General features: G+C 49.5%; 15 protein-coding genes. 11 read left to right on the plus strand and 4 right to left on the minus strand.

Features of this window, described 5'->3' with window-relative positions:
- Window positions 1-66 precede the first annotated feature (66 nt).
- From E2I14_RS05625 to E2I14_RS05660, 8 genes are all read left to right on the plus strand, one after another.
- Complete coding sequence (locus E2I14_RS05625) at window positions 67-909, plus strand: ROK family protein (RefSeq protein WP_165967763.1); 843 nt, start codon at window positions 67-69, stop codon at window positions 907-909.
- A 67-nt stretch (window positions 910-976) separates the two neighbouring features.
- Complete coding sequence (locus E2I14_RS05630; RefSeq protein WP_133326300.1) at window positions 977-3,277, plus strand: PAS domain-containing sensor histidine kinase; 2,301 nt, start codon at window positions 977-979, stop codon at window positions 3,275-3,277.
- Window positions 3,278-3,307: 30 nt separating this feature from the next.
- Window positions 3,308-3,985, plus strand: a complete 678-nt coding sequence (locus E2I14_RS05635) for a response regulator transcription factor (protein ID WP_206105587.1) — start codon at window positions 3,308-3,310, stop codon at window positions 3,983-3,985.
- A 178-nt stretch (window positions 3,986-4,163) separates the two neighbouring features.
- Entirely contained in the window at window positions 4,164-5,495 is a 1,332-nt protein-coding gene (locus tag E2I14_RS05640; RefSeq protein WP_133326302.1) for a sugar ABC transporter substrate-binding protein, read from the plus strand.
- A 68-nt stretch (window positions 5,496-5,563) separates the two neighbouring features.
- Window positions 5,564-6,487, plus strand: a complete 924-nt coding sequence (locus E2I14_RS05645) for a carbohydrate ABC transporter permease (protein ID WP_206105588.1) — start codon at window positions 5,564-5,566, stop codon at window positions 6,485-6,487.
- Entirely contained in the window at window positions 6,480-7,328 is an 849-nt protein-coding gene (locus E2I14_RS05650) for a carbohydrate ABC transporter permease (RefSeq protein WP_133326304.1), read from the plus strand. The genes E2I14_RS05645 and E2I14_RS05650 overlap by 8 nt, the downstream gene beginning before the upstream one ends.
- Before the next feature lie 96 nt (window positions 7,329-7,424).
- Window positions 7,425-8,543, plus strand: coding sequence for an ABC transporter ATP-binding protein (locus E2I14_RS05655; protein WP_133326306.1), 1,119 nt, complete (start codon window positions 7,425-7,427; stop codon window positions 8,541-8,543).
- Window positions 8,544-8,549: 6 nt separating this feature from the next.
- Window positions 8,550-10,271, plus strand: coding sequence for a glycoside hydrolase family 9 protein (locus E2I14_RS05660; RefSeq protein WP_133326308.1), 1,722 nt, complete (start codon window positions 8,550-8,552; stop codon window positions 10,269-10,271).
- An 82-nt stretch (window positions 10,272-10,353) separates the two neighbouring features.
- Here E2I14_RS05660 and E2I14_RS05665 read toward each other — a convergent pair whose 3' ends face one another.
- The gene (locus tag E2I14_RS05665) at window positions 10,354-11,766 is read right to left on the minus strand and encodes a DUF945 family protein (RefSeq protein ID WP_133326310.1); all 1,413 of its coding nucleotides are present in this window, start codon (window positions 11,764-11,766) and stop codon (window positions 10,354-10,356) included.
- Window positions 11,767-12,180: 414 nt separating this feature from the next.
- Here E2I14_RS05665 and E2I14_RS05670 point away from each other — a divergent pair, with 414 nt between their 5' ends.
- Complete coding sequence (locus E2I14_RS05670) at window positions 12,181-13,212, plus strand: Glu/Leu/Phe/Val family dehydrogenase (protein ID WP_133326312.1); 1,032 nt, start codon at window positions 12,181-12,183, stop codon at window positions 13,210-13,212.
- A 152-nt stretch (window positions 13,213-13,364) separates the two neighbouring features.
- On the opposite strand, the gene E2I14_RS05675 is transcribed toward E2I14_RS05670, so the two are convergent.
- Entirely contained in the window at window positions 13,365-13,631 is a 267-nt protein-coding gene (locus E2I14_RS05675; protein ID WP_133326314.1) for a hypothetical protein, read from the minus strand.
- A 442-nt stretch (window positions 13,632-14,073) separates the two neighbouring features.
- Between E2I14_RS05675 and E2I14_RS05680 the strand changes: the two genes are divergently transcribed.
- Entirely contained in the window at window positions 14,074-15,006 is a 933-nt protein-coding gene (locus E2I14_RS05680; RefSeq protein ID WP_165967764.1) for a hypothetical protein, read from the plus strand.
- Window positions 15,007-15,030: 24 nt separating this feature from the next.
- Complete coding sequence (locus E2I14_RS05685) at window positions 15,031-15,483, plus strand: DUF4440 domain-containing protein (protein ID WP_133326318.1); 453 nt, start codon at window positions 15,031-15,033, stop codon at window positions 15,481-15,483.
- Between the two features lie 136 nt (window positions 15,484-15,619).
- Here the strand turns inward: E2I14_RS05685 and efeB are convergent, their stop codons facing one another.
- Both efeB and E2I14_RS05695 read right to left on the minus strand, forming a co-directional pair.
- Window positions 15,620-16,906 carry an iron uptake transporter deferrochelatase/peroxidase subunit gene (gene efeB / locus E2I14_RS05690; RefSeq protein ID WP_133326320.1) on the minus strand — a complete coding sequence of 429 codons (1,287 nt, stop codon included), beginning with the start codon at window positions 16,904-16,906 and terminating at the stop codon, window positions 15,620-15,622.
- The gene (locus E2I14_RS05695; protein ID WP_227544610.1) at window positions 16,903-18,057 is read right to left on the minus strand and encodes a YncE family protein; all 1,155 of its coding nucleotides are present in this window, start codon (window positions 18,055-18,057) and stop codon (window positions 16,903-16,905) included. Before E2I14_RS05695 ends, efeB begins: the two co-directional genes overlap by 4 nt.
- Window positions 18,058-18,061: the final 4 nt, after the last annotated feature.

Below are 18,061 nucleotides of genomic sequence, written 5' to 3' on the forward strand. Positions count from 1 at the left end.
AAACTGGGGAATAACCCAGTTTGCCTTTTTTGCTATGTGATGAATCTAACCGTTAAGGAGTCTGTTTTGCACAGCGTTATTGCCTTTGATATTGGTGGCTCGCAAAGCCGAATCGCTTTGTTCGAACAGGGACAACTAATTTGGCGCAATCAAGCACCGACCCCCAGCCAACTTGGGCCAGATGCGATGGTAGAGACAATAGTCAAACTGTATCGCCCGTTTGCCCAGAAATCGTTACCAGTTGGCGTCGCCATCACCGGACAACTTACCCAAGGTTGCGTGACCGGGCATAACGTTGATGTGATGCCGGGGTGGCAAAGCTATCCGCTGCAAGCCGTATTAACCGAGCGCTTGCAACAGCCAGTTCAGATTTACAACGACGCTCGTGCGGCGGCGTGGGGAGAATATCAATTTGGAACGGGAGCGCAGTGTAGCGAGTTCTTGTTCCTGACCGTGTCAACTGGTATCGGCGCAGGCTTGGTGCTCAACGGACGCTTGCATATCGCTGCTAACGGCTTCGATGCTGAAATCGGCGAGATGCTGTTAGCCGATGGGGTAACGTTAGAAAATTACGCCTCCGGTACTGCACTCGGCCATCTGGCGCAGCGCAATGGATTTGATAGTGCTAAACACTTGTGCGATGCCGCCGACGCGGGTGACGTTAAAGCCAACGAGTTGTATCAATCGGGCATTGCCGAAGTTGCTAAGAAGCTGACTGATTTGGCCGTGATGTTGGGCATTCAACGGGCGGCGGTGGGCGGTAGCGTCGGGTTGCGATCGGGCTACCTAGAACGGCTGCGCTCCGAGATGCAGCGGTACCCTGCCATGTACCAGTTCGAACTGGTGCCCGCCGCTTTAGGTGCAGACGCCGGCTTGTTTGGTGTGGCTGCCTTGGCGAGCGCGGAATAATGCGTTAAAGTTGCCTTGGATAAATTAAGTACCTAAATCGAATTGATAACAACCAAGCTCAATCACCTTGTCAACTGCCTCCCAAAAATTAATTCAAAGTCGCTGGCCTTGGTTAGCGGCTTCATTGATTTTGACAATCAGCCTATTTGTGTCAACGATTTTGGGCTGGCTTTGGTATTCCGATCAGCGTGCCGCTTCCGCGCGCGAATTGTCGCTTGATCTGATTTGGTTGGAGCAAAACGTCACCCAAACCTTAGTTGATAATCAGCGCATTCTAGAAAACTGGTCGCACGACTTACAATCCAACTCGGTTCGTGCCAATAACGATTTCTTGGTGTTAGCGGCTGGATTCGTCAAGGACAATCCAGCGGTAATCGCGATCGATTATTTGGACAAAAATAATCAGCGTGTTTTGGGTGTGCCGACCTACGTTGAACGTCCAGAAAAACTTCCTCCTATCACCGATCCCCTCATTACCGAAGCCATCCATCGCAGCAATAGCGTGAAAAGACCGGTGTACAGCAAAGTGATCGAACAATACGCGCCGCTGTGGGTGCTAGTGATTCCGATCTCAGAAGAAACCAGCAATGCCGGTACAGTACTGGTGACTTACGATCTTGACCAACTGCTGACTTCGCAAGTGCCGTGGTGGTTTGTGCAACGCTACGATTTGAGTTTGGTGAACCGCGAGAATAAGCAGTTATCTCCGCGTGAGGTGAGTGCCATCGCGCCCGATGCCGATGTGCATAAATTAAATTTTGGCCCAGATAATAGCGGCTTATCGCTGCGCGCCAGTTTGCACAGCGGCGCACATTCAGAACGCTTGCTGTTAATGTTGGCGGTAGCAGTCGGTGCGTTTGGCCTGCTCATTATTTGGTTATTGCGTTTATTGCAGCGCTGGTTGCGCGAGCGCCAGGCGGCCCAATTGGCGTTGTCGCAAGAGCTACGATTTAGAGAAGCGATGGAGCAATCCTTGGTCACTGGTTTGCTCGCGTTTGATACGCTTGGTCGGATTATTTATGTCAATCCCGCATTGTGTACGATGCTGGGTTTGGCTCGGGAAGATCTCATCGGAACTAGCGCGCCGTTTTCGTTTTGGGCTTTAGATAATATTGACGAATGCCAAGCGGCGCATGACGCTATGTTAGCCGGTGATAACCCCGATCAAGGCCGCCGTTTAGCGGTAATCGGTGCTAATGGCGAAACCCTGTCCGTGCGCTTATTTGCTTCACCCTTGGTCAACAACGACAGCAGTCCCAGTGGTTGGATGGCGTCCCTGTATGACATCACTGAATTACAAAAAGAGCGCGAATCGTTAGCCCTGTCGAGGGAGCAACTGTATGCCGTTTTATCTGGTTTGGATGCGGCGGTGTATGTCAGCGCCATTGACGACGGTCGTTTGCTATTTCGCAATCGGCATCATGCCGATTTATTTCAGTTTGACGAAGACGGGCCGTGCTGCTTAATGTATTGGCCAGAATTGATCCAAGACGCACAGTTCAAATCCATCGAGTTCCGTGATCGCCAAACAGAACGCTGGTACCACCTAGAACGGCGCACGATTTTGTGGGTAGATGGCTTACCCGTTAATTTGGATATCGCCACCGACATTAGCGCTGAGCGCGCCGCCGCTGATACCGCGCGTGAACGCGACGAGCTATTGCAGCACACCGCGCGCTTAGCCAATTTGGCCGAATTTGCTTCTGGGATTGCGCATGAACTTAACCAACCATTGGCGGCAATTGCCAACTATTCGGCTGCGGCGGATGCGTTTTTAGAAGTCGCTCCGTTGCAAACCAATAAGGTGCAAGAAGCGGTGCGTCGCATGGGCGAGGAGTCACGCCGCGCGGGTAAGATTATTCATAGCATGCGCAGCTTTATTCAAAAGCGGGCGAGCAAACATGACGTGCATAATTTAGTCCAGTTATTGTCCGAGCCGTTAGCACTCGTCGCCCCCTTAGCCCAGCGCTGGCAATTAGAAATCGTGGTCGAAGCCGAGCAGCGCGACGTATTGATTGAGTGCGATGCCGTGATGATTGAGCAAGTCGTCTTTAATCTGATTCGTAATGCATTAGAAGCGATGATCGAACAAGAACAAACGGCCTTGGCCGCCGCTGTGGTAGTTAAAATTGAACGCGATCAAGATACCGTAACGGTCAGCATTACTGATCGCGGCCCGGGATTAAAAGATCCTGAAAAATTATTCCAACCGTTTTACTCGACCAAACAAGACGGCATGGGCTTAGGCTTAGCAATTTGCCGCACGGTGATTGAAAGTCACGGTGGTCGTTTGTGGAGCGAACCCAATCCGCTCGGTGGAACCTGTTTTAGCTTCCGCTTGCCTTGTGTGCAGGCAGAAGCTGCCTAGCTATAACTTAATAATTGGATGGTGACCGATATGAGCGAACAAATTCCCCTCACTACAATTCCGCAAATCGCCATTATTGACGACGACGCCGGAGTGCGCGGTTCCTTAGGCATGTTATTAGAAACGCGCAATTGGGCGGTTACTGAATTTGAGCGCGCTGGCGATTTTTTAAACGGCCCACGCGCGCGCGACTTTAACTGCTTAATTATTGATATTCGCATTCCCGATATGAGCGGATTGGAGTTGTACGAAGAACTTAACCGCCGAACCAAAGCACGGCATACCTATTTGCCACCGGCGCTGTTTTTGAGCGGCCACGGTGATATTCCTATGGTTGTTAAAGCGCTCAAACAAGGCGCGTCGGATTTTTTAGAAAAGCCGGTTGACCATCGCACGTTGCTGGATGCGGTCAGCAAAGCCTTGACTGCCGACCAAGCCGCGCGCAGCAGCTTTGATACTCAAGCTCAGTTGATTCAAGAAATCTCAGAATTAACTTCACGCGAGCGCGAAGTACTGTCCGAAATCGTGCGTGGCTATTTAGGCAAGCAAATCGCCGAACATCTCAACATCAGCGCCAAAACAGTCGAAGCTCATCGCCTACGTATTTGCCAGAAATTTAATATCCGCACCAGCATGGAATTAGCCGCCAAATTACGCGACGTATCGCCGAGCTTGTGGGAAAAAAAAGAGGACGATGATTCTCTTTAGGAGCAGCCCTTGTGCTGCCTAGTTGAAGGTGGCGCATAGGTAAATCTACCTATAACAAGAGGTACATTTCAGGATTGTTGGCTATTAGCGCTAGGTTCTACAATCCGTGCATCAATCAAACATGCAGTAGTTTTGGCAAAGCGTACTAAATTAGCAAGAGCATTCACGTGGAACCGCAATGAATACATTAAAACTAAAGCCACTCCGTAATCTGTTAGCCAGCGCCGCGCTACTTCTGTCGTTTGCCGCCGCCAACGCGACCGAATTAAATATTTGGGTTATGTCCACCACCGCGCAACAGCAGCAAGACATGAAAGAATTATTGCGTCCGTATTTAGCCAAAAATCCTAATTTACGGGTCAACGTGACGGTGCTGAATTGGGAATCAGCATGGAGCAAAATCACCGCCGCCGCTATTTCTGGACAAGGCCCTGATCTATTAGAGTTGGGCACGACCTGGGTTGGTGCGATTTCATCGATGGGCGCCCTCGAGCCGCTGAGCTTGGCGCAGCAAAAAGAAGTCGGCACCGCCAGCGTGTTTTATCCCGCTGTTTGGGGTACAACGCATCGCTTTGATGATCCTAAAATTTATGCCTTGCCTTGGTATGTCGATGCGCGTGTGGCGTATTACCGTAAAGACGTGTTTAAAAAAGCAGGCGTGAACCCCAAAGATGCGTTCACCAATTGGAGCAGCTTTAAACAAGCGATGCAAAAGATTAACGGCCAAGTCATTGATGGTAAAAAAATTGCCGCACTTGGCTATCCCGGCAAAAACGATTGGAATTTGGTACACAATTTAGCGCCGTGGATTTGGAATGCCGGTGGCGATTTATTCACGCCGGACAAAAAACATTCCGCCATCAATTCGCCCGAAGCATTGCAAGCGATCACGTATTACACCAGCTTCGCGGCCGAAGGTTTAGTGCCTTCCTCGTCGTTAGAAAAGAATTCCGAGCAAATTGAATCCGGATTTTTTAACGGACAATACGCTGTGATTTTTGGCGGGCCGGATGTACTCAAGCGCGTTAATACTCCCAAGGCCAAAGGTGGACAAATGGAAACCGTGGCCGCGCATAATTTGGGGATTGAGTCGTATCCAGCCGGATTAAAGGGTAGTCAGACATTATTCTCCGGTTCCAATTTGTCGATCATGAAATCGTCCAAAAATAAGGACGAATCGTGGAAGCTACTGGCCTATTTAGCGTCGCGCGACAGCGAAATCACTTACAGTAAAATGTCGGGCATGTTGCCTGCGCGGATTGATGCGGCGACGGATCCGTCATTGATGGCCGACCCAAATTATGCCGATTTTATCGGTCGCATTAAGAACGGTCGTCATTACGCCTCAATCGCAAGCTGGGCGCCGTTGGAATCGGTTTATCTTAAAAACCTCGGCAATATGTTTGACATTGTTGCTGGTGTCAAAGGCAAGTACTCACCGCAAGCCATTAAACAAGCGCTCGATGTAACGGCTAACGAAGCCAATGATGTGCTGGATTCGGCTAACTGACGACAGTCCAGTACAGCCCTGCGCTGACTAACTAAATCCACTCGCTGAACTCCGTAAAAGGAAAAATTGTGCGCGCCAAGAAGTTTGATGTGTTTCCCTATCTGTTGCTGCTACCCGCGATTCTGATGATGTTGGCGGTCAATTTGACGCCTATCGCGCAGGGATTCTATATGTCCTTGCTCAAATTAAATCAGTTCACGCTAGGGCAATATTTAGATGCGCCGTTTGTCGGATTAGAAAACTACCGCCGCGTTTTATTTGAAGATCACAGCCCCATCCGCGCGGGTTTAGGCTTAGCGTTGCGCAACACCGCACTCTATACCTTGTGCGTTTCCGTGTTGTCGGTGGCGATTGGTTTGGGTGTGGCGGTGTTATCGAATCGCGACTTTGCTGGTAAAGGCATTGCGCGTACCTTGCTGCTGCTACCATGGATTGTGCCGTCCTACGTTGTCGGAACGCTGTGGGGTTTTATGTGGCAACGCGATGTGGGGATTATTAATGTGGTGTTAGTCGATTGGCTGCATTTGCTGGACGAAAAGCCGTTTTGGTTGTTAGGCTCAAATAGTTTTTTCGCCATCGTGATTCCCACCGTGTGGCGCGCTTGGCCGGTGATGATGTTGATATTTTTAGCCGCATTGCAAGCCATTCCGGAAGATCAATACGAAGCGGCGACTTTGGATGGCGTGAGTAAATGGAAGCAGTTTTTTCATATTACCGTTCCCTTGCTTAAGCCCGTGATCGTGATTCAGTTCATGTTCCAAGTGATCGACAACGTCTATTCCTACAATATTGTTTCGATGATGTTTGGTAACGGCGCAGGTCATCCCGGTGATTGGGCCGATTTGTTAATGCCGATGCTCACGCGCCAATCGTTTAGCTACTGGTTGTTCGGGCAGGGCGCCGCGGTGTCGTTCATCATGATGGTGCTGATGTTGATCTTTGTGGCGGTCTGGATGAAATCGTTTAAACGGAGCATGACCGCTGATGAATAAGCGCAAAACCCAAACTCTGTGGATGAATACCTTAACCTGGGCGGTGGTGCTGTTATCGCTGCTGCCAATTTTCTGGATGGTGCTGTCGTCCTTGCACAACTACAGCGATGTCGCGTCGGGCGATTTACTGGACGCCAATTCACCGTTGCAATGGCAAAACTACCGCGACATGTGGGTCAATGTAGACTTTTTTAATTATTTTAAAAACAGCCTGATCGTGTGCAGTATTACCACCGTGTTAGCGACCATATCCGCAACCTTCGCAGCCTATGCCTTGGCACGTTTTCGTTTTCGCGGCTCCAACGCAGTCAGCGTGGGCATTACCGCCACGCAGGTGATTCCGGGCATGTTGTTCTTTTTGCCGATGTATATGCTGTATCGAAAAATGGGCGAGTCATGGAATATCCCCATGTTGGACACCTATCACGGCTTAATTTTTCTCTACGTTGCGCTGTACACCCCGGCCAGTATTTGGATTATGCGCGGCTTCTTTATTTCGATTCCCCGCGAATTAGAAGACGCCGCGATCATTGATGGCTGCTCGCGCTTCGGTGCCTTCGTCCGGATTGTGTTGCCAATCAGTGCGCCAGGAATTATTGCGACAGCGACGTTTATTTTTTTACTGGCATGGGATGAATTATTTTTTGCCTGGACGCTAACGACGTCGGCTGATGTACAGACGATTCCGGTCGGAATACGTTTATTTATCGGGCAGTATCAGCATCGCTATGATTTGATGATGGCAGCGGCGACCGTTTCAACCATTCCGGTATTGGTGGCGTTTTTTGCTTGTCAGAGGTTTTTTGTTAAGGGATTGGCGGCGGGAGCAGTCAAGGGGTGAGTATGTTGTTTTGCGTTGAATTCCTTAATATCTAAAAAAATAGTTAAACCAATTAAAACAACCACAAAAAATCAAGCCCATTAGAAGGAACCCAGCATGGCCTCAGTAAGCTTCAACAACGTCTCTAAGTTCTACAACAAAGACGAAGCCGTCATTAACGGTGTCAACTTCGCCATTGAAGACGGTGAATTCGTCGTCTTTGTTGGCCCATCTGGCTGCGGCAAATCGACCTTATTACGCATGGTTGCCGGGCTCGAGGACGTCACGCATGGTGAGATTTCGATTGGTAATGTGGTCGCCAATGAGTTACACGCTTCGCAGCGCGGCGTGGCGATGGTGTTTCAATCCTATGCGCTGTATCCCCACATGAGCGTGCAGCAAAATATGGGGTTTGCGTTAAAAATGGCCGGAACTCCTAAGTCCGAAATTCAACAGCGTGTCAACAAGGCCGCTGAGATTTTACAGATTACCCATTTGCTCGATCGTAAGCCCAAAGCCTTGTCCGGCGGGCAGCGTCAACGGGTTGCGATTGGACGGGCGATTGTGCGCGAGCCTAAAGTGTTTTTGTTTGATGAACCCTTATCCAATCTCGATGCTTCGCTGCGCCAAAATATGCGGGTTGAATTATCCAAGCTGCATCATGAGCTTGGCACCACCATGATTTATGTCACGCACGATCAGGTCGAGGCGATGACTTTAGCGGATCGGATCGTGGTGTTTAACGGTGGATTTGTGCAGCAAGTTGGTAGCCCCTTAGAGCTTTACGACAATCCAGCCAATTTGTTTGTGGCGGGTTTTTTAGGGTCGCCTAAGATTAATTTGATCGCTGGCAAATTGATTGCGATGGATGTCGATCACGCTCAACTCGCCTTAGCCAATGGAGCGCGAATTTACGCAGCTGTGAACGCCGAGCAGGGTGCGCTCAACGAAGTCGCTACACTGGGGATACGGGCGGAACATGTGCAGTTGGCTGAGCAAAATGAGGCGGGTGCAATTGCGGCCAAAATTGTGTTGGTTGAACATTTGGGCGATCAAATTTTGGCTTACATCAAACTCGCTGGGGTTGAGCAAGAGTTGTGCATGAAGTTGCCTGGACACCGCAGCAAACTCACATACGGCGACCATATCCATGTGAAATTCCCAGCGCAACATTGCTTAATGTTTGATCAGTCCGGTAAAGCATTCCCACGAATTAAACACACCGATAACCAATAAGTCGTTATGAAGATTCTACATAATCATCTGGGATATCCAACCCAAGGGCGTAAAGTCGCCTTGATTCAAAGTGCGGAGGATGTAGAAGGACGCACGTTTACTATTTATGACGCTGTGCAAAGATCAGCAGTATTTTCTGGTGTTTTGGGTGCGCGGCAAACCATTGGCGAATGGCATACTGGCCCGGTTTATCAAGCCGATTTTAGTGCGCTGCAAGAGCAGGGGAGTTACGTGTTGACGGTTGATTTGGGCTTGCCGCATGCTTCATTGCCGTTAGTCTCGCAGCCTTTTTCGATAGCGCCGATTATTTATGGTGGTCAGCTTATCTCCGACTTAATCCATTATTTAAAGTCGCAACGTAGTTCGGGTATTTTCGACTTGGCGGATCGCACTTGCCCTAAGTTTGTTAGCGAAGAAAAAGTTGCTGGACGAGTGGTTGAGCGCGTGGATGTGCACGGTGGTTGGCATGACGCCTCGGGCGATGCATCAAAATATTTATCGCATATGTCGTACACCAACTTCATGAACCCGCAGCAAATTCCGCAAGTGGTGTGGAATTTAATTGATGGACGCGATCGCCTTCCAGCACAATCGATTTGGCTCGATGATCGCATCGTCGATGAAGCCTTGCACGGTGCGGATTTTTTGATTCGTATGCTCGACCCGCAAGGTTATTTCTACATGACCGTGTTTGATCGCTGGAGTAAGGACGTTGAGCAGCGCGAAATCTGCAGCTACACCACGCAAAAAGGACATAAGTTCGACACCTATCAAGCTGGCTTCAGGCAGGGTGGCGGCAGCGCCATCGCCGCATTAGCGCGGGCTAGTCGATTGCCGCGTGATGGTGAATTTAGCCGGATCGATTATTTAACCGCGGCAGAGAAAGCCTTCGCGCATCTGCAGCAACATAATTTGCAGTATCTCGATAACGGGCAAGAAAACATCATCGACGATTATTGCGCCTTGCTAGCAGCAATTGAATTATTCGCCACCACCAGCAACCCAAGCTATGAGCAAGCCGCTGAGCAGCGCGCACGCAAGTTAATTCAGCGTCAAAGTCAGGCGGGTTGGTTCTGGGCCGACGATCAACAAACCCGCAGTTATTTTCATGCTGCCGAAGCAGGTTTGCCGTCTATTGCGCTGCTGCGTTTTATCGACGTTGCCCCGAATTCTTCATTAGTACAAGATTGTCGTGACTGTGTGCAAAAGGCATGGGAGTACGAGCTAAGCATTTCCGTCGATGCGCGTACTAATCCATTCAACTACCCGCGCCAATATATCCAAATGCCGAATAAAGCTGGCCGAATCCAATTCTTTATTCCGCATGAAAACGAAAGCGGTTATTGGTGGCAAGGTGAAAACGCGCGGCTAGCATCGTTAGCCTCGGCGGCGCAATTGGTGGCGACCCAGTTTGAAACAGACGCACAATTTGCACAGACCTTACGCGCCTATGCACAATCCAACTTGAATTGGATTTTTGGACTCAATCCATTCGACGCGTGCATGATGCAGGGACATGGACACAATAATCCGCGCTACGAAAACGGCTATTGGAATGCGCCCGGTGGAGTGTGCAACGGAATTACGTCGGGCTTAGAAAACGAAGAGGATATCGATTTCAAAAGCGCATCTCAAACAACGCCGTTTCATTCGTGGCGCTGGGGCGAACAGTGGATTCCCCACGGGGCGTGGTTGTTTCATGCGCTAAGTCAGCAAGCGATGGAATAGGTACTTGCATAAATCGTGTCAACCTCGGGCGGGAATTAAACCCCGCCCGTTTTTTTTTCAGTACCCGAAAAGCTTTGGCGGATTACATAATCTGCTTCCCATTGACCATCAATCCCTGCGCGGAGTAAGTTGATTCTAGCGACAAATCGGTTCCGTTATCCTTGACGTAACCTTGTTGAACCCAAGCTTTGAGCATGCCTTCTTTCATTTGGCGCTGTTGATTTAGGTCGCCTGCCTTGTCCTCAAAACCTTGAATAAATACGTTGCGGCCCACGTTGAGTGACGCTTTGGCGCTGATTCTTGATTTGAGTAAGTCGCCGATATTGGTGATGGAGATTTCTTGAGCGTTAAAATTTTTTCCATCGACATTGAATTCCGCCTTGCCAGAAATATTACCTTCCGCCGTTTTCATACTGAACTGATCGAGCCGTATGCTCGGTGAGCTGCGAATTAAGTCGCCCGATTTTTGCAGCAGTTGATTGGCCTGCGCCAATTGTTGTTGCTGATTTTGGAGCGGATCAAGCGCGGCTTGCGCTGCGCTATTGGCTGCATCCGCGTTACCCGCATTTCGCAGCGATTCCTTATTCAGCTCTTGGATTGCTTTTTTCAAGTTCAGAAGCGCTTCTTTATTCAAATTCACGTAAGAAAAATCCACCTTAATGTCTTGCGCAGCAAAGGCGGGTGCGCCAGCAGTTGCTTGTTTGGGATTGCCAATCGATGTGCTGGCGATCTTGGTTTTATAGATCACATCGATCGTTTTATCGTTATCGTTGAGATCGGCGTTCAGGTCGATGTTATGCATGGAAAAAACATCGGCCCCATTTTGGCTGGCGTCTATCGCTTCTAGCGCAAAGTGGGCATGTTGTTCCCAACGCGCAGTAGGACTTTGATCGGCGCTGTTGTGACCGCTGGTGCTCAAGTTGGTCAGATTAAATTTGAACATATCGCTTGCGGTCGTTACCGAGAGCGAAGGGATTGAGGCTTCGTAGTCGATTGGATGATCGATACTGCCGACTAATTTCAAGGACAAATTGCTACCCATAACTCCGATGCCATCGGCATTTTCCCAATGAATTGTCGGCGCGGAGATCAGAGTTGAGTAGCCGCCGAAAAAAAGTCGATCACTGCTAGCAATGACGTTAAAGGGCAAGGTCGATTCTTTGCCATCGTCGCTGACGACATTAATTGTGTGAGAAATTTTTGCCCAGCGATAAAACGGAATCGCGATTTGGTTGATGTGATGTTCGACCATGAAATGCATGGGAATAGTGCCTAGCATGACCACATAATCGGTTTTGGCTTCCGACGAGAACCAACCGCGTTGAAACGAAATAAGCTCAGTTTTGATTGGTAATGAACCTTGCTCGCTGCTGTTTTGCGCGATTTTTTTCATTTCCTCTTCGGCACGCATGCCAACGATGCCAGGAACGACTGCCAGCCATCCGGCTGCGACTAGGGCGAGGATTGCGGCGCTGATTTTGGTTGGTTTATGCATGTTTTTAGTTGAGCTTAAATGGTTAAAAAGTAATCTAACAAGGTTGCGAGGGTAAAGAATAATTGTTGTCTTGGCTATGCCCTAAATAGGGTATTTTGTGCGGCCTTGAGTTAATGATTAACGGCGGCTTTTTGGGCCAATTCAGCTTGATCGCACTGCTTATCTGGTGCATAGCGCGTCAATTTTTATCAAAAAATAGTAAAAAAATATCGGAAATTGAGTTTCCCCTCTAAACCTTTTATACTCGCGCCGCACTCGACACAATCGGCTGCGTCGGTTGTTTTGGCTTCAACAAAGCCCAAACGGCCTTTGCTGTACCACTTAGTGAATTTCATTTTAAAACCCAATCATCGCGTTTTTGCTGCGCCAGTTCTTATCGGAATTGGATAAGCAATAATGCACGGAGCCATCAGCATGACTGCATTTGTATTTAACGAACCCAATTTTGACGACCACGAGCAAGTCGTGTTCGTATCCGAGCCTAAGTCAGGCCTCAAAGCGATCCTCGCCGTTCACAACACCAACTTAGGCCCTGCAATGGGCGGTTGCCGTATGTGGAATTACGTCAACGAAGCCGCTGCCATTAACGACGTATTGCGTCTGTCGCGCGGCATGACCTACAAAAACGCGGTAGCGGGTCTACCCATTGGCGGCGGTAAAAGCGTCATTATTGGCAATCCAAAAACCGACAAAACACCAGCCTTGTTTGAAGCCCTAGGTGAAGCGCTAGAGCGTTTGGGTGGTCGGTATGTGACTGCTGAGGACATCGGCACCAGCCCAGAAGATATGGCCAACGTAGCGCATAAAACTAAATTTGTAGCTGGTTTGGGTGCTAGCGGCGATCCTTCTCCTTTTACTGCACTGGGTTGCTTTGTCGGCGCACAAGCAGCGGTTAAATTCCATTTGAAGCGCGACAGCATGGAAGGCTTGACTGTCGCCGTGCAAGGCTTAGGTCACGTAGGTTACGATTACGCGCGTCGTTTGCATGCAGCGGGTGCAAAATTGATTGTGGCTGATATCGATGAAGCCGCGATCGAACGCGCACGCGCCGAATTTGGTGCGCAAGTTGTCTCCGTCGACGCGATCTACGACGTAGCGGCCGATATCTATGCGCCGTGCGCCTTGGGTGCAACATTGAATCCATTAACTTTGCCACGGATCAAAGCGAGCATCATTGCTGGTGCGGCGAACAACCAATTAGCCACTGCGGAAGTCGGCGATTTGTTGCGCGACAAAGGCGTGCTGTACGTGCCTGATTTCGTCATCAATGCGGGCGGCATCATCAAAGTGTGCTACGAATATTTGAACAAGCCAGAGGCTGATGTCGAAGCACATGTGCGTCAAATCGGTGCCACATTGACCGAAGTCTTTGAGCGCGCAGCGCATGAAGGTTTATCGACTAGCGTGGTGGCCGATCGCGTGGCTCAAGCGCGTTTTAAACGTTGATTTAACACTCAATTGCTCGATTTAGTTTGACCCTGCTAAGAGCGCGACGAAAGTGCTCTTAGCGGTCCGAAGATGTCGCCTTAAGCTCTAACTTGAGCGCCGCCTTAATTCCGGCCTTAATTCCCGCCTTAATTCTTGACTTAAGCACTTCCTTAGTTCAACTTCCATCCCACATACAACGCTACAAAAGTTGGTACCGTAAAGTTAATCAACAAAAACGGTAATTCGTCGGCCAAGCTGTATCCCGCCTTGGATATGCCCATCCACAAATTGAATACGCACACAACAAACCACAACGGAATAAAGCACAGTGACGCCGTCACCAAGCTAGTGCTGCTGTTGTCGCTAACAACGTAAGCGCCTAGCAGCATGGTTCCTAGTAAGCCTAGTCCTGCGATGATTACAAAAAGTGTGTGCATTTGCCGTATCTAAAAATCATGAATAAGGCGTGATTTTGATAGCGAACTGGACTGGCGTGGGCGCTTAACCGGCGAGTTAACAGAATTTAACCTGGTTGTTGTTGAAATCTAACGGCAACTTTAGGCTTAAAGTAGATGAAGGGGGAAAGAGCGTTTATTGGCTGAATTTGAATGAAGTTGCGCTATTTTTGTGCTGAAAAGCAACTGTTTTAAAAAAGTTCCGTCGAAATTGTAATATTTTGTGATTATTTATCAGTCTACCATCATTTTTGTGAAATCAATCCCTATAATTTTTTTACCTTAATAGCGCTGTTAAGGTGGTGTGATTGTAGTTTGTTTTCTTTTCCAAAAGCATGAGATGAATGAATTCATCTTGAATAATAAACCTAGCCACTCAGCGATCCTGGGTGGCCATGAACATAATTTAATGGAGAGTTTACTGATGAAAGCAACAAAATTAAAGTGTATCGCGCTTAGTTTAGCCATCGCCTCGTCTTTCGCACACGCTGCGCAAATCAAAGTCGATGAAGACACCGTGTTTAAGCCAACCGGTAAAGGTTTCGGCGCAGTCGATAACGACGCAACCGAACGCGCAAAACGATCCGCCGCCAAAGCAGCACGCGTATCTAGAACTCAAATTGTTTATCACGGCGGCCCTGTGATGACCAACCCAACTAAGCTGTATTACATTTGGTACGGCAATTGGTCGTCCTACACTAAAGCGCAACAAATTTTAGTCGCTTTCGGTAGCGGTATCGGCGGTACTCCTGCGTTTAACGTTAATACTAGCTACACCAGCGCGGCTGGCGCGAAAGTGGTCAACAACGTGCAATTAGCAGGACAATATTCCGATAACTACAGCAAAGGCAAAGCGCTGAGTGATCAAAATATTTTGGATGTCGTTACTGCGGCAATTAGCAGCAACAGTTTGCCGAATGACCCTAATGCACTTTATTTTGTGTTGACTTCACCGGACGTGACCGAGACTTCGGGTTTTGGCTCCCAATATTGCGGATGGCACGCCAACGCAACGATTGGTGCTAACGATGTGAAATACTCGTTCGTCGGTAATCCAATCACCATTGCCCCAGCCGGGTGCGGCGTCAACAGTCCATCCCCTAATGGCGATGGCGGCGCGGATGCGATGGCTAGCGTGATGTACCACGAGTTATCTGAGACCGTATCTGACCCAGATGGCAACGCTTGGTACGATGGCAGCGGTAATGAAAACGGCGATAAATGTGCTTGGAACTTTGGCACCACATTTAAAGCCACCAACGGCGCGTCAGCGAACCAAACGTTCGCCTCCCGTCAATGGCTGCTGCAGCAAATGTGGCTCAACGTTGGCGCAGGTTCTTGCGTTCAGAAGTATTGATTAATTGATTAATTGAGGTAGCGAGTGAAGAAATTTGCGTTATTACTAGCCGCTTGGCTGTTGATGTCAGTCCCATTGACCTCATCAGCCCAAGGTCCCATCCATGGGACAGGAGTGCTCACGCAAACCCGTTATGTGAAACTATTCGGAGACTTAGAAAACGAATTATTGAGCGTGATGGAAAAGCGTGATGGAGCGCGTTTGGAACAGCTATTAGCTTCTACTTTTGAAGTCCGTAAAGCCAATGGTGACGTTATTCCGCGCGCAGATTGGATGAGTAAAATCAGTACCAATCCACATCCTGAGTTGCACCGAGCAATCTCGCACTTAGTCGTGTATGAAATTGGCAGTCATGCGGTCGCCAATTTCAACATCACTTCAGCCGATAACAAGGCAGCGAAGTTTGTTGTCGACGTGTGGGCGCCAGAAAACGGGCAGTGGGTATTGCGAGCGCGAATTGAATCGGACGTGCCTTAGTTGATTCAAATAGTGGTAAAAAAACCGACCTGTTTTTGGGGTCGGTTTTTTTATGCAACGACGCTGTGATAGTTTGCATCAAGGCGGCAAGGTAAAAATGATTTGCCACCTTGATTTTGCTGCGATCATTACCGCCTTAACTAAACAATTTTTGCCCAATAAATTCGCCCGGTTGCGCGCCTGGCGGGCAAGCAAATAAGCCGCTACCAATGTGTGTGGTGAATTGATTGAGCATGTCAAATTTCGCCATTTTTTCAAACATTTTGGTAAAGCCGGTTCTTGGATCACGCTGGTAACATTGGAACAGCAAACCAGCGTCAAACGTGACCGATTGGTGCCAAGGCGGCCAACGCTCGGCGATCTGCGCAACCCCGTTGTCGAAGTTAAACGCTCGGCGCAAAATTTGCGCGCCGTCGTTACTTTCTGGCGCCGATAATCGCACATGGGAATTTTCTGGAATCAGGTAGTTGCCGTCTTTGTCGGTCGCTTCCAAGTCCAATTTGTCGAATTCATGGTGCTTGCCGAGAGGCGCGCCGGATAACTTGTGGCGACCAACCGTTTGCTCTTGAAACGCGAGTTTCATTTTGTCCCAATGTTCGAGCGCAATCCGAATCGGACGAATCACCATATAACTGCCATCGCGCATCCAGTCCGGACCTTCGTTGCCGGCCCAAACAAACTGATGCATAGCGGCCGGGTCTTTAGTCGGCACGTTGATGGTGCCATCTTTAAAGCCCATTTGATTGCGCGGTGTTTCGTTCGGTTTATACCCAGCAGTAAATCCAGTTTGCGCCCAACGAATTTGTGCTGCGCCATTCATTAAGCTCACCATGCGACGCAGCGCGTACTCAACGACTTGGGCATCGTCGGCGCAGGCCTGAATCGAGATGTCGCCGCCGGTACGTTCAGGGATTAACTGGTCGCCATTAAAACGCGGCAAATCGGCTAACGCAGCCGGGCGCTTGCTGGCTAGGCCGAAGCGATCTTGCCCGTCTTTTTCAAACAAGGTCGGACCAAAACCAAAGGTAATCGTCAGGCGTGAATTCGGTAAGCCTAGCGTGGCGCCCATTTCTTTTGGAGCTTGTTCGGGATCGGCGTTTTTGTCCATGTGCGCTGGCCCTTGGGTCATTTCTGCCGCCGCATCCGTCCACGCTTTGAGCAGCGCAATCAGTTCAGCTCGTTCTGTGGTGATCACATCGAACGCCATGAAATAAGTGTTGCGCTGAATCGGTGTAGCGATACCGGCTTGATGCTTGCCGTAAAACGGTTCGATCGCTTTGCTCGCGGTGTCCGGTGAATTAATTGGCCGCGCTAAGGCGTTGCTAGTTAAAGGTGCGGTCGCCGCGATACCGCCCGCCACCAAGGTGCGGGTCAAGAAGCTGCGTCGATTGCGATTGGCTAATTTGTCATCTGAATTGTTCATGGGGCACCTAACACTAAGGTATTCATATCATCTTCAACGTAATAAATTCCCTTGCCGTCTGGGGTCAGCGCCAAGCCGAATAAATCTCCATTGCCGGGCGGCGATTGGGCTTGGTTGGAATCGAGCCAATGTGCATAAATTTGTTTGCCAGTGATTGGATTGATTTCAACGGCTTGACCGTTTTTGCCGTTGGCCACGATCAAATGTCCAGCTGGCGTCATCACCATGGCTAACGGCCAACCCAGCAAACCATCTTTGGTGACTAAGCGACCGGTCTGCGCGCTGTCAGTGCGTGTGCTGGCGTTAGGTATGGCGGTGATTTCGTTGGCGATTCCATTGGTCACATACAGCGTATCGTCCGCGCCCAGTGCTAAGCCAGTTGGCCCAAACAAAAAATTATCGCGGTCCGGTCGCTGGGCAAAGCCATCGCCAATCACGGTTTGGCTCTGTAATACCGGCGCTTGGCCTTCGGGGATTGTTAGTTCGAGACGTAATACGGTGGCCTGATGCGTAATAATTGGGTAGCGCGTGGCTGGATCAACGACTTCTGGCCCTTGCAGGCCAAAACCGGCCATGCTAATGAACAGGACTGCACTGTCGCCGCGATCAATGGTGGCCATATTGCCCCACGGTGCATTGATGGTTGGGCCCGCCCAAGTCGCAACGTGTTGGCCGTTGGAGTTAAAGACCAATAAACAACCGTCGCCTTTGGTTTTGGTTGTGCCGTCTTTACTTGGCGTGCTGCCGACAATAACCCAGCCGCTTTTCAACATCGTCATTGCAGTGCTTAAGCCGACGCCACCCGGACAATCTTTTAAGTTTTGCGCTACTTTGGCAAACAACTTGGTCTCTTTAGTGCTGGGGCGGTAGTACACAATCGTCGTCCCAGTGCCTTGTAGGTTAGAGATATTGTTAAAGTTATCGACCAATACATCACCTTGTTCGATCACACCGGATGAGACTGGTGCAACCACTACCGCGTAGGGGTTGAGATCGCCATTATCGGGTGAGGTGGACGCAAGCGTTTTGTGCTTATGAATTGTTTCCAACATACCTTGCGGCTCGGCAGCCTGCGCAGAAAACATGAGTAAGGTCAATGCAGCAGCAAGCAAACGCTTGATTGACTTAGCTAGAGATAATCGTGATGTCATGATG

This window comes from Sapientia aquatica, from assembly GCF_004358105.1.
Classification (GTDB): Bacteria; Pseudomonadota; Gammaproteobacteria; order Burkholderiales; family Burkholderiaceae_D; genus Solimicrobium; species Solimicrobium aquaticum.